We start from the raw sequence: 12,979 nt of genomic DNA, 5'->3' as shown, positions 1-12,979 counted from the left end.
ACTATGCGTACGCACGTAATACTGGGCACACTTTCGCGTCGTCCTTACCGAAGGAGATTTCACCCTCGGACGACCCGGTTCTTGACTCGATTGCCCGGCTTGTTCAACAACAGGACACGTGCCCACGCGAGCTGTGGCACGCAAATCTTTCAGTACGACGGCTATCGGCGGCCCAGAGAGCGTGTAAGTTGGACGATGAAGTTGCGGTAGGAGGCATATCCGATGCTCCGTTCACACAAGGATACCGCGTGGTGCCCCGTCCTGATACCGGCTCAATTCGCGGTCTTCTAGACCCTCGATATGGCCTGGTGACCAATGTTTATCGGGATCTCACGTCCACCTCCGATGCTCTTGTGGGGGCGGAATTTGCATGTCAAGGGCACCGGATAACAGCGTATGGGAGGGGGCAAATTTTGAGGAGGCCGAGCGGCTTTGCCTCTTGGAGCTGGTGGAGCGCCATGCTATGTATACACCACACCGTCCTTTGCTGCAGTCCACTATGGCTGCTATGGAGTCCCAATACCGCATCCTACACCCTGATGATATTTTACATTACGTCGTCGACTTCGTGCCCGGATCCCGACACCCGTTCGACCCTCGCGCTGAGGTTTGTTGGGTTGGCGGGATGGACCTACGGAAAGGCAACGAGTTGTGGTTACCTGCGCAACTCGCTTACTTGACCGTGGAAGGTGAGTCCGCATGGGCGCTGGAGACTTCAAATGGCGTGGCACTGGGTGCAACAGATGCCGAGGCTCAGCTCTTTGCTCTTGCGGAGCTCGTTGAACGGGACGCCTTCATGACGTTTTGGTTCGGTAGACGGACTCCGAGGAAAGTGGATATAGCGTCACTGCCTTCTGATGCACACCTTCGCATTACGGAGATGACAGATCATGGGAATGAGGTGCATGTGTTAGACCTCTCCGTTCTCCCCGGTTTGGCCGTCATCATGGTAGTGGTGTTGGGGCGTAATTCCACTGTGGCGACTTTTCAGAGCACAGCCGCACACCCCGACCCCGTCAAGGCACTCCACAACGCCCTAGACGAAGCCCTCGTCGGTTTTCGTGTGTATGAGCGCAACCCGGAAATCCCGGGTCTAGCACTCCAGCCAGAAGAAGTCACGGATCTCAACGACCATATTAGGTGGGCAGCGCATCGTCGCCAAGAGCACATCTACGACTGGGCACTGGCTGAAGCAGACTCCGTAGACTTCGACCATGTCACTGGTTCTGTTGTTATACCGAGCTGCGCATCCGCGTTATCCGCACGTGAGCTCCTCGACGGTCTGCTGTCTGACCCGCTCGCTGACCTTAACTTCATTGGGGTCAACCTGTCCACCCCCTTATCAGAGAGCATCGGCTGCAGAGTTTGGCGGGTCATTTCACCAGACGTATCCCCTATGTGGTTCGGTTTTCAGCACAGGCGCGTCAATGAACGGGCACTCCGTACACGTCTGCGTGCCGCTGGCTACAACGGCTCGTTGTCAGAAGGACAGGAGGTACCCATTGTCCACCCCTACGCATGAATCTTTCATTGATGCCTACGTCCATCGATTCATTTACGACAGGTACACGGCGTACGTGGATGAGTTATTACCCAAGCAAGCCCCTACGAGCTCGCCTGGCGATTCTGTGCGTGAGCTTCATGAGAAGCAGTTTCCCCTGCGCTTCTTGGTGGCTGAGACCATAGCGCCCATACGAATCGAACCAGAGAATCCCTATGTGTTGCACACGGCGGTTCCTTCCGTCCGTGGACGTATGGCTAATCATCTGATATTGGTGGACGCAGAAAGCGCTTGGCGCTACTGTCCCGTCACCACGGCATGGCATAAGGTAATCAATCCTCTCCCAGATTCTGTACACGGCGACCGTACCCTACTACTAGTTGAAAGTGATTTTCTTGTTTTGGGACCGATTTACGGAGAGTTCGCAATTACACTGGCACTTCTAGACGCAGGGCACCTTGTCCAGGGGTGCGTGAAGTTGCGCAGGAACTCGGGTATGATCTCCGGGTGACCTATCTGCCGGGCACACGTCAGAATCAGGGGTTCCGTTGTGTTCAGCTTGTACAGATTGACCTAACACCTCTAGTTAAGCAAGGGACACCGCTTATGTCGGATATTGACTCCCCATGTCCCGTTCCGCATACTGTTTCGGGACCTGATGTGACAAATATGTGGTGTCTCGGGCCCGAGGCGCGCGCCCTTGTCGAGGCCATCTCCGGAGGGGACCGCGTAGCTCTGCTACATCGGTGCCCCTGCCTGCCAGTGGGCGGTCTGTTGCCCGGCGCTCTCGGGGATCAGGCCACACCGACCAAGGGCTCGCTTTCATTTTGAGACCGCTCCCGGAAGAACTCCTAGGAGACCTAGTACAGACTGCGAAATGGTGGGAAGGGGATGAAGCCGTAACTGTGGTGTTGGTGGTCCGCGAAGGTAAAGAGTACTCCGTCTTGGACTTAGACGCCTCTGGCACCCGGAAGATAGGGATATGGCCCCTTGCTCCCTCTGCCCTGCTCCGGCATCCGGGGAGAGTATCGCCTTTGAGGACATGATTTTAGCCGCATTAGTCATGGTCGATGTCGAGACCCTTCGCCGCCAGGGGGCGGCTGCGGTGGCCGCAAGTATCATACGCGCTGGGGAGGTGGCACAGGCTATTTCCATCTCGACAGCCGGAGCAGGCTTATGTACTCGGCCACTTAAGGATCTCGATGAGCGCCGTATCATGGAAACCTTGGCAGAGAGCCGCGTCCCTATGCATATGATTGTTGCAGGCTATCCGGCCTCTAACAGTCTCGCGGCAGCGGCTAGGGAGGAGTGCTAATGGAATGGCACGCTTTCCACGCCTGGTGCCACTCCATTGAGGCACAGGAACGGCTTGCAGTTCACCTATTTGGAGGGCATAAACTTGACTCCGATTGGTTCTTCATCAAGTACTGGGTCGGTGGTCCGCACCTGCGAGTGAGGACCAGAAGTCAACGAGTGCACGAAGCCTTACTTCGGAAAGCTCAGGAATGGTTAGATCGCGAGGAAGTTCCGTCGCTCGATCGTAACGAATTCTATTCGCGTGTGAATTTGTTCGGTGAGGATATCGACGATGTAGATGAGCTTCCATGGTTCCCCAGCGGCACAGTACTCGAAATGCCTTATTACCCGGAGCTAGATCGGTACATGGGGCTCAACCATATTACTGCTTCAGAAAGGGCCTTCCAACACTCCTCCGCACTCGCAGTGGCTGCTTTTGCTACACCTCATTCTCCTTCCGCTCGTGTAGCCCTAGGCGGACTCACATTATGGGGTCTAGCCCAAGCGCATGATATAGCGACCGCCGATTTTTTCCAGCGGTACGCGGAGTTCTGGAATCATATTGCCGGTAAAGAAACAGACAGGATTTTGTCTCCAAAGTCGGCTAACACCATATGTTCCCGGATTGTTTCAGGCCAAACACGTCTCGCTCGTGTAGACCGATGTGTATCAGCGATGACGGGGAAACTCGCCCCAGTTATAGCGGACATAACACCAACTGAGGCGACGTTGCTCATTGCTTCGCATATGCACATGACAAACAACCGACTATCCGTGTTGCCTGCCGCTGAGGCAGCTCTGGCATACGGGTTCGTACGAGTATTGGAGAGGGATGGCTTATGAAGGCACGGCAGACATGGTTCCCGACACGACGAGCATATTGGGATTTGGAGACTACGCTGGATTTCCACGGAGTTTCAAGCCACTCGCCAACCACTATGTCATTCGTCGGAGTGCGTTCAGTTTCTGCCCCACACCAAGCTGAGGGGAAGCTCATAGCACTGCCAGAACCAAGCAACACGGCCGTGGGAGTATCTCTATGTCAGGTTTTGCAGAAACGTCGATCGAGCACTGATTTTCACGGTGGGATGACCCAAGAAGAGATTGGGGGCCTGCTGCGCCTTGCAGCTGGGGAGACGAACCGCACAACCTTCGCCGGACAGGAAGTTAGCCAGCTGGCTTATCCCAGCGCAGGGGCAGCAGGTGCAGTTTCATTGCACGTCTGGGTCCAAGGAACAGGCTCGGAACTCGATGGTGCCCTCTGGCGCTATATACCTCAGTACCATGGGCTCACCGACCGTCGCCCCTTAACATTGAAGGAAATTGAACGAGGTTTCGCTGTAACTTACTCTGGTGCTCTTAGTCTCGACCGTATCTCTCTTATGTGCTTCCTTACGCTGCGCCTCAACGTGCTCAGCATCAAGTACGGCGCTCGGGCCTACCGGCTGGGGCACTTAGAGGCTGGCCATCTTGCTCAAAACCTACTTCTCACTGCTTGCGCGGAGGGCAGGGCAGCAATCCCTTGGGGTGGGTTTTTCGACGACATTATCAGTGCGTCTCTGGCGCTTTCTCCTGAAGAGGTGTGTATATATGCAATCCCCATTGGCTGACGGGACCATCGTCTATCTGGATGAAGATTTCACTGTAATTGCTGAGGAGTATTCTTTAGGGATATATTCGGAGAAAAGCCACAGATATGAGGTGATGCTTCGACTAAGGAGTCCTAGCCTAGCTCGCAGGCTAATTGCGCTGAACTTTCCATATACAGTGGGGACTAATTCCGTGCTCGACGTTTTTTGAGGTCAGTACCCTTCGCTGAGCATATGTCCGCATTCTTTCGTACCATCCCTGAGGACTCCGTAGCCGCCCGGGAAGTGAAAGAACGTGCCTTACGGATTCGAGAAGTCATTCAACGTCTCGAGGGGTCTACAAACATGGGCCCGGGGGCGCTCATCTCTCTTGTCCGGCAGGCCGTTGCCTCGTCCCGATTCCTATTCATCGGATCGATGTGGGACAGCGCCCAGCCGTATGACTTCGTCGGATGGAATTTCCGCTGCATTCATTGGCCAATTGAACAGAATGAAATGCCCCCGAAACTGGAGGCATACTTCGATGACCGAGGCACAGATGTCGTAGTTGTCATTGACCTTACAGAGGCGGGGGCGGCAAGGGCTAGGTCTGCGCTCGAACTTGTGTCCAGCCGAGGGGGCACAGTGCTGCCGGTGTGGACTACGGGTCGAAGCCTTATCGTGGGGCCAACACTCTTCCCTTGTGACACGTGGAATATTCAGGGCTTGCTTGAAGGATTCCCTACAGAAATTCTTCGCCCCTTGTTGCCTATCTGGGGTCAAAGGATTGCCATGGGACTAGTGGAATCGGAACTCCCCTTTACGCTACGCCGTATTGTCGAAGCTCAGAAGCGGGATATCACTCTTGCCGTCGGAAGTATGTTTTGTCTCGACTTGAGATCAATGGCTGGTCATCAGATTGAGATGCTTCCAGGCGTTCGTACGAATTCAATCCCGGTCGTTGCCGAACAGATCGAACAACTTTTCACACAAGAGTAGGAGGATAATATGAACTATGCATCTCGCTGGAAGACGTGTGCACCGGTCGAGACTGTCGAGCGAATCAAGGCCTGGCTTGAGAGCGTCGGGCTCAAGGTTAACGAATCAGCGGCGACACACACCGGCGGATGTGTCGCGTCGACCTTAACGCTAGGCGGGGGTTATCTCTTCGTTAATGGCAAAGGAGGTTCGGAAGATTACTGCTGGGCCAGCGCTTATGGAGAGCTCATGGAGAGAATAGCGAGCCGTGCCCTGCATCGGTTCCGCTTCGTGGATGAGCGCACAGATGTCTCACCGGCGCTCGTATCTGATTGCGTCTTATTATCTAGCGAATCTTTCACATCGAATCATGTGCACCGACACTTTGGATGTGACACGTTCGATTACGAGGAGGCGCTGGCAACTCAGTCGACCTTTTTCCGTTGGACACGAGCGGCGTGCGGTGCGAGACGTTCACTTCGGTTCAGACTGGTGAAGAACGTCTGGTCCCTGTTAGTCTGGCCGACGTGCTGATTGGCACCAATGGTATGGCATATGGCAACGATGAATCTGAGGCGGATCAGCAAGCTCTGGCAGAGTTGTGCGAGCGTTTTGCGAACCGCATCGTGATTACAGAACGGCTTGCCCTCCCTGAATTCCCGCGCCAAGCTCTAGATCCACGTCTAAGACTGGTCATCGAGGAACTTGAGGAGCGGCTTGGTTTGGTCATTCGCATTCGTGACGCATCCTTGGGTTATGGATTGCCTGTGATTTCAACGCTGCTGGAGGACCCGGTGAGTGGTCGGTATTTCGTGAAGTTTGGATCCCATTTCGACCCATCCGTGGCCACGGAGCGGTGCCTGACAGAACTCTTCCAGGGGCGTCCCACTGATGATCTCAGTTTCTTGCGAGAACGTGCGTACGTTGAGGAAGTCTACTGGCAAGACCGTAACCTCGACTCAATTCTTCACAATGGGGACGGCTATTACCCACCGGAGTATTTAGTTCAAGTTGGGGTAGACCCCTCCTCAACATGGCCGCTATACCTGAAAAGTAATGATGAAGCTGTTCAATACATGCAGTCGATTCTAGGATGCATCGGTGGCGATGTTCTCAAGCGGGTCTACTTGACTGACCCGGGGTATGTGGTTCGCTATCTAGTCCCGAGCGTCAGCGAACTGAACCTAAACGGGCATGACAAAATACGATGGAGGTGTGAGCTTGACTGGGTGCGCAAGCGCCTCCTGACTTCGGGTCTCTTCCGTCCAACGAAGTGGACTCAATTCTGGATTTCGTCGAGCGGAACTGCGAGCATGATATGGTTTCGCTCCTTCCCATGTTGCCGCATGCCTTGCCGGCATACTCTCGTTACCGTGTTGTCACACCTCGAGTCCTGGCTTTCTTAAGCGCTACTCTTAAGGGTGACCGGGTAGCGATGCAAGACTTGGCTCAGGGCTATGCATCTCACCCGTCCTACGACCCCGGTGTGATACGGGCGATGAGGATGGTAATCACGAATGTTGGAGATGCTGGCCCGCGCGAACTGCGAATGCTGGTCGAGCTCTTCTGCAATAAGGTGCTTCAACTTCCCTCGCTTCGAGATGAGGCGTTCTGCTCACAGGGAGAGTGCCGTTGCGAGAAGGTGCGAGCAGAGCTCGAGATGCTTCGTAATGCTGAGCAAGTCGGGTCATTTGGAGGTCGGCGATGAACATTTCCTTTCAGCAAGCTCGCCCCAATCGAGTGAGCGCGATGAATTTTTCGGTTCGATGATAGCTGCCTCAAGTATTGCTTTAGCACTCAGTCTTGACCGATTCATCGGATGGGGAGAATCTCGATGGTCAGTTCTAGACTCTAATGTGGTTCTGGTAATGCTTCCGGTGCTGGCAGTGTGGGTTGTTGTGGCTATATTGGAGCAGGCGAGTGGGGCTGGCTCAAGAATCTTGATTATCGTTCACTGCATTGCAGCGTTTGTTCCTTCTATAGCTTTGTCCGTGATGGCGCAGCAAGGGAAAATCTTCTCTTCATCGGTGAGCGCGCTACTTGAAAAAGAACCACATTAAGTGTAGATGCTTTTGAGTCTGGGTTGGTAGTTCTTGCTACTATCATGGCCATCGTAGCTTGTATCCATGCGGTGAGGATGTGGAATTGCGCTCGAGTGCGATGAAACTGGTGATGTCTCCATCCTGCCTTAGTCATACATAGGCACCTCATACTCGATAGATGGGGAGCCGAGCTGTGCGTGCCTAGCGCCGGCAACAGTAGATTCGCTCGAACCGCGAGGGCCGTCACATGCATTTGGATTGGAAACTCACAGTTCCAGTCACGTCGGCGCATGGAGCCGCCTGCGGTGTGTGGTTTCATGACATGTGTCCGTTTATGTCTCACGTGATATGTCCGTTTATGTCTCACGTGATATGTCCGCCAAGGATGATCATGAAGCATGTCTTACTCACGAAATAGAGCTATCGCTTTAGCTATCTCACAAGGTTCATTGACCACCACGCAAGCCGCATTACGTTTCAATGTCAGCGACCGGCAAATCCGACGCATCATGGCGCGTTACCGCCAAGGAGGACTCAAAGCGCTTGAGCCCCAATCTGAAGCGTACTGGGTTTTGTTCGCTTCATAAACAAAACACCCGCACAGGTCTACAACGCTCAACCAAAGGACAGCCCAACACTGACCATAAACAACGAACAATGGCGCATCCGCTACGACATCATCGACGCAACCGGAAAAATCACCATCCGCTACGCAGGAAAAATCCGCCACCTAGGCATCGGACGAGCACACAAAAACACACCAGTCATCGCACTCATCAAAGGCCCACACCTCACCATCATCACACACGGACCCGGAGAAATCCTCGCCGAATTCACCATCGACCCGACCCGCAACTACCAAACAAAACAACCCTCAAAAACGGACACATGACGCGAGACACCCCAGCGCAAAAACAAAGAAAATCCCGCGACACAGGCGGACCTATGTCGCGGGACATCACATGGAGCCGCCTGTGGGAATCGAACCCACGACCTTCTCATTACGAGTGAGACGCTCTGCCGACTGAGCTAAGGCGGCGCATGTTAGCAGCTTTCAATTCAGTGTAAAGAAAAATCAGCAACTGCGGAAAGATAGCCAACTTCATAAATGTATCGGATAATGCGCTTGAATATCAAATGATTAAGCGCGAAAGTCGTCACAACTATCCGTCATTTTGCCGGGCAAATAAGATTTTCCTGCGGTACAGCTCCGTTTAACAGGTAGGCGTTAATTGCGTCGTTTACGCAATCGGTTGAATGACCATATGCCGTATGCCCTTCACCTTCCCAAGTTACGAGATGCCCGTTATCGAGTGTTTGCGCAAAATCTTTCGCCCATTCATAAGGAGTTGCCGGGTCGCCCGTCGTTCCGACAACAACGATTGGCGCTGATCCGGCAGCAATGAACGGGCCAATCTTTCTTTCCGGCTGATATGCCCAGGCTGCACAGAGCGCGTCAGAATATTTCATAGTGGCTCCGAATATTGGTGATTCTTTCGCCATTTGATCACTCTGCGTCTTCCACTGGGCTTCGTCGCCATCTACCCGATAATCGGCGCAGTTAATCGCCCAATTTGCTTCCATCGTATTATTGATGAATTTATCTTTGCTGCGTCCAATATAAGAATCAAAGAGCGCTAAGAAGATTGAAGGATCCTGTTTATTTGAAAGTAAAGTGAACGCCTGCGTAAGTATCGGCCAGGTCTCGTCGTCATAAAGCGCCGTCACAATTCCATAAATCAGACCTGCCTGCGTCAGCTCACGGTTGGTATCCGGCTGTGCAACAGGTTGTGCAAGAGTTTGTTTCAAGATGTAGGAAATCTGTTTGCGGGCTTCGTCGAGACTTCCCTTGAACGGACACTTTTTATTTTTATTGATGCAATTTTTCAGATATGCGTCTAAAGATTTTTCGAAACCTTTCATCTGTGCAAGACTTTGCTCAAAATTGGAAGCCTTTGATGATACGGCTCCGTCGAGAACCATTCTTCCCGTATTTTTCGGGAAAAGCTCCGCATACATTCCGCCGAGCGACGTGCCGTAAGAATATCCGAGATAATAGAGTTTCGGATCTCCGGCAAGATGGCGAATCACATCCATATCCCGTGCCGCGTTCTCGGTCCCGACGTACGGCAGCAGCTCACCTGATTCGGCGTTGCAGCCGTCGGCGATTTTCTTAGTATTTTCTTGTGATTTTGCATCTCCCTCAGCCGTGTCCGGGTAGGAAGCTTCAAGCATTCGTGCGAGTTCAGCGTCGTCAAGGCAGTTAATCGGGGTGGATTCGCCTACGCCGCGCGGATCAAAACCGATAATGTCGAAGTTTTCTAAAATCGGCTTTGGAAAATAATATTTTGCCGCATCAATCATTTCCAGACCAGACCCGCCGGGACCGCCGGGATTAACGAGGAGCGTGCCGATTGGTTTGTGTTCAGCGGGATGTTTCTTTAACGCAATTTCAATCGATTTTTTGGCTGGATTCTGATAGTCGAGCGGGACTTTAATTTTTGTACACTGTGCGCCTTTTTACATTCTTCCCAGTTCGCGGTTTGAGTATAGAAAGTTTCGAGATCTTTCGGTACGGCAGGCATTGCGGCGGAAATTGCTTTCGGCGCGCCGACGGCGAGTTCGCTTTCCGTGTTAGCCGTATTGTTGGAAGTATCGGTACTGGGAGTACATGCGCTGAGTGAAATGCAAATAAGCCCGGCAGCAAGCACAGCTTGTGCAAGATTGCGGGTAAGACGTTTAGTTTGTGATAACTTCTTCATGTTTATATTTCTATTTATTTATATTTCTCTATTTATATTTCTGCCGGATGTTAGTTTTGCTTTTCTGCTGAATCTTAATTCTATTATCTGCGGTTAGCTTTTACACTGATATTTTCTTTTCCTGCCGATGCTTGTGAGTAAACCTATGTTTGTAGATAAAGGTGCGTTTCTATCAGCACGGATTCCAGCAGCAGCTGCGGCGTCACATTTGCTGCAAGCCGGGAGCGGGCTTCGGTAATCGCAGCGAGTACTTTCAGTGTTTGGACTGCTTTTGTTTCTCCGGCTCGCTGTTCAATTGAATTGCGGAAATCGGGGTTGATTAATGCGGTTCCTGCACCTGTTTGGATCATTAGCACATCGCGGAAATAACCGGTGAGATAAATTAATTCGCGGTCAATCATATCGTGTTGGGCACGAGTCTTGCGGCGTTTTTCTTCGTCAGCGGATTCGTTAATCTGTGCACGCAGAGCCGCGGGAATTTTTCCGTTTGGATCAAGCCCGAGTGCTTCCATTTTCGCAATACGTGCTTTTTCGCCAGCTTCTACTTCGCTCTCTTTCGAGGCAGCTTTCGATTTTTTCGGATTTTGTGCAGTGTTTTGCGCAGGGGCAGCGGATTTTCCGGGAGCGCTGATATCGGCGCTGGTATTGGCGGCATCGTCGGCAGCGCCGGTGTGAATACCGGTTCCGGTTTTATTAGTTTCGGTTTTATTAGCTTCGACGGGTGTAAACATATAGTTCGCATCCGTTAGTGCTTTCGCTGCAATTACCGCATCTCCAACTCCGTGAATCGAGACGAGAGCTTCGAGAGTGCGCTGGCGTAATGCTTTTGCATGCGGATCGTTGATTAATGCGCGGGCAACGCCGATATGGGATTGCGCGGCTTGTGCTGCAATAAGAGCTTCTTTCGGGTTTGCTCCATCGCGAATTTCGAGAAGTTTTGCGACGGATTCCGGACTGGGTGTTGTAAGATTTATATTTCGGCAGCGTGAACGAATCGTTGGCAGCACGTCAGCAGGTGCGGTAGTGCAAAGTATCCAAACGGTATGCTCGGCTGGTTCTTCGATTGCTTTCAGCAGCACATTGGTTGTGCGTGAAAGCATTCTGTCGGCATCTTCAATAATAAAAATCCGCCAATTTCCGGACGACGGAGCAAGATATGCCTGTGCTACCAGGTTTCGTACTTCCTGCGCACTAATGGTTACGGTTTGCGTTGACTTAATCTCCACATCGGGGTGATTGCCGGCCATTACGGCTTTACAGGCGCTGCATTGCCCGCAGCCGGGAGCCGCGGCGGATGTGCATTCGAGTGCTGCTGCGAAAGCCCGCGCAGCCAGAGAACGCCCGGATCCGGGCGGACCGGTAATCAGCCAGGCATGGCTCATTGCGGCAGCCGTAATCTTGGACGATACGGTATTTTCTGCAGTTGAATGGTTGGCGTCGGTATTAGTTTCAGTGTTGAATTTATACTCAGGTTCGGTTGCGGTTTCGGCTGCTGCTGCGGTTGCGGCGTTAATGTTGGTTTCAGTGTTGGTTCTGGTTTCAGTCTCAGGTTTAACGCCGGTGCTGGTATTATCTTCGGTTGCGCTATTTTTCAGATTCGGCGTATTTTTCAGATTCGCAGCGTTTGCAGACTGCGGATGGGTGATGAGCCGTGCGGCATGTGCTGCACGCTGAATTTCGGCGATCGCCGTTTCCTGACCGACCAGTTCGGAAAAAACATTCTCATTCATAGTACTAACTCCAATTCTCATGCGGAGTTCCGGCGGATACGGCAAGGGAGGTATTGCCGGGGCAGATATTACGGGGGAGGATATGGCAAAGGGGTGTGTTCCAGAGGCGGGTTTTGCTCATTGTGCTGCTCCGATCAAATGCAGTTGATAATGTGTTCGCTGCAGTATTTGATAGTTTGCTTAGTTTTTGCAAACTTTACGCTTTTGCTTAAAGTTTTAGGTGCGTTAAGTTTTCGGTGTTTGAAGTTTCAGGGCTGCCAGAAAAGGCGCGGTGAGTTCCTGAATCTGCAGCGAAATTTCTGTAATACTCAAACTGCCGTCAATTACTTTAATCCGCTGCGGATTTTCCGCAGCAAGATTCAGGAATTCTTCCCGGACGCGCTGATGAAACTGCAATCCTTCAGCTTCGAGACGATCTTGATTTTCACCCACACGCCGCTTTCCGTGCTCCGCTGGCACATCCAGCAGGATGGTGATGTCTGGAAGAAGATCTTCCACTGCCCAGAGCGAAAGTGCGCGCACTTGCTCTTTCGGCAGAGAGCGGGCGGCACCCTGATATGCCACGGAAGAATCAAGGTAGCGGTCAGAAATCACCACGCCGCCGCGCCCAAGAGCCGGCCGGACTTTTGCGGCGATGTGGTGGGCGCGGTCGGCTGCGTAGAGCAGCGCCTCGGCGCGCGCAGAGACGGCTCCTCCGTGGAGGAGCATTTTCCGGATTTGCGCGCCGAGTTCGGTGCCGCCCGGTTCGCGGGTAGTGGTGACGGCGAAGCCTTGCGCTGCAATCCATTGGGCAAGTGCGCGCACTTGCGTAGATTTTCCGGCGCCGTCGCCGCCTTCGAAAGAAATGAACAATCCCGCCATCTTGTATCCCGTCAATTATTGCCGCATCTAATATTTAGTATTTGTTACTGAAATCTGTACTGAAATCTGCAGTTTAATTCAATTTCTGAATCTGTATGCAAAATATTTTGCCATCCGGCACGATTCTTTTGTGCGGTACATTTATCCGCTTTTGCATTACTCCGCGCTCCTCAACTCGGTAAGCCTTTAACGCGGTAAGTTCTTAACTTAATAAGTTCCTTACTCACAACAAGTTCTTAAC

The 12,979-nt window shown here is 52.5% G+C and carries 11 protein-coding genes and 1 tRNA gene; 7 read left to right on the top strand and 5 right to left on the bottom strand.

The features are described 5' to 3' along the window. Positions 1 to 370: 370 nt before the first annotated feature. The 7 genes from RQN30_RS06875 (at position 371) to RQN30_RS06845 (ending at position 7,972) form a co-directional block, all read left to right on the top strand. A complete protein-coding gene (locus tag RQN30_RS06875) occupies positions 371 to 1,522 on the top strand; it encodes a YcaO-like family protein (RefSeq protein ID WP_353059837.1) in 1,152 nt (383 codons plus the stop codon). A 1,293-nt stretch (positions 1,523 to 2,815) separates the two neighbouring features. Then, positions 2,816 to 3,640 carry a lantibiotic dehydratase C-terminal domain-containing protein gene (locus tag RQN30_RS06870; RefSeq protein ID WP_353059836.1) on the top strand — a complete coding sequence of 275 codons (825 nt, stop codon included), beginning with the start codon at positions 2,816 to 2,818 and terminating at the stop codon, positions 3,638 to 3,640. A gap of 245 nt (positions 3,641 to 3,885) precedes the next feature. Then, complete coding sequence (locus tag RQN30_RS06865) at positions 3,886 to 4,407, top strand: nitroreductase family protein (protein ID WP_353059835.1); 522 nt, start codon at positions 3,886 to 3,888, stop codon at positions 4,405 to 4,407. Between the two features lie 750 nt (positions 4,408 to 5,157). Next, positions 5,158 to 5,364, top strand: coding sequence for a hypothetical protein (locus tag RQN30_RS06860; protein ID WP_353059834.1), 207 nt, complete (start codon positions 5,158 to 5,160; stop codon positions 5,362 to 5,364). A 437-nt stretch (positions 5,365 to 5,801) separates the two neighbouring features. Next, positions 5,802 to 6,749 carry a YcaO-like family protein gene (locus tag RQN30_RS06855; protein ID WP_353059833.1) on the top strand — a complete coding sequence of 316 codons (948 nt, stop codon included), beginning with the start codon at positions 5,802 to 5,804 and terminating at the stop codon, positions 6,747 to 6,749. Between the two features lie 285 nt (positions 6,750 to 7,034). Then, the gene (locus RQN30_RS06850; protein WP_353059832.1) at positions 7,035 to 7,403 is read left to right on the top strand and encodes a hypothetical protein; all 369 of its coding nucleotides are present in this window, start codon (positions 7,035 to 7,037) and stop codon (positions 7,401 to 7,403) included. Positions 7,404 to 7,783: 380 nt separating this feature from the next. Further along, positions 7,784 to 7,972: a helix-turn-helix domain-containing protein gene (locus RQN30_RS06845; RefSeq protein ID WP_353059831.1), complete on the top strand. Its 189-nt coding sequence runs from the start codon at positions 7,784 to 7,786 to the stop codon at positions 7,970 to 7,972. A gap of 376 nt (positions 7,973 to 8,348) precedes the next feature. Here RQN30_RS06845 and RQN30_RS06840 read toward each other — a convergent pair. The 5 genes from RQN30_RS06840 to tmk form a co-directional block, all read right to left on the bottom strand. After that, positions 8,349 to 8,424, bottom strand: a tRNA-Thr gene (locus tag RQN30_RS06840). A 131-nt stretch (positions 8,425 to 8,555) separates the two neighbouring features. Next, positions 8,556 to 9,800 (bottom strand): alpha/beta hydrolase, encoded by a 1,245-nt coding sequence (locus RQN30_RS06835; protein WP_353061798.1) that lies wholly within the window; start codon positions 9,798 to 9,800, stop codon positions 8,556 to 8,558. Positions 9,801 to 9,826: 26 nt separating this feature from the next. Beyond that, positions 9,827 to 10,147 carry a hypothetical protein gene (locus tag RQN30_RS06830; RefSeq protein ID WP_353059830.1) on the bottom strand — a complete coding sequence of 107 codons (321 nt, stop codon included), beginning with the start codon at positions 10,145 to 10,147 and terminating at the stop codon, positions 9,827 to 9,829. A 143-nt stretch (positions 10,148 to 10,290) separates the two neighbouring features. Next, on the bottom strand, positions 10,291 to 11,877 hold the full coding sequence (locus RQN30_RS06825; protein ID WP_353059829.1) for a DNA polymerase III subunit delta': 1,587 nt from the start codon (positions 11,875 to 11,877) through the stop codon (positions 10,291 to 10,293). A 225-nt stretch (positions 11,878 to 12,102) separates the two neighbouring features. Continuing rightward, entirely contained in the window at positions 12,103 to 12,753 is a 651-nt protein-coding gene (tmk, locus tag RQN30_RS06820; RefSeq protein WP_353059828.1) for a dTMP kinase, read from the bottom strand. Between the last annotated feature and the right edge of the window lie 226 nt (positions 12,754 to 12,979).

The sequence above is a fragment of the Arcanobacterium hippocoleae genome (assembly GCF_040360365.1).
GTDB lineage: Bacteria > Actinomycetota > Actinomycetes > Actinomycetales > Actinomycetaceae > Arcanobacterium_A > Arcanobacterium_A hippocoleae_A.
The sequence above is the reverse complement of the archived record's forward strand: the minus strand, read 5'-3'. Positions and strand labels throughout refer to the sequence as shown.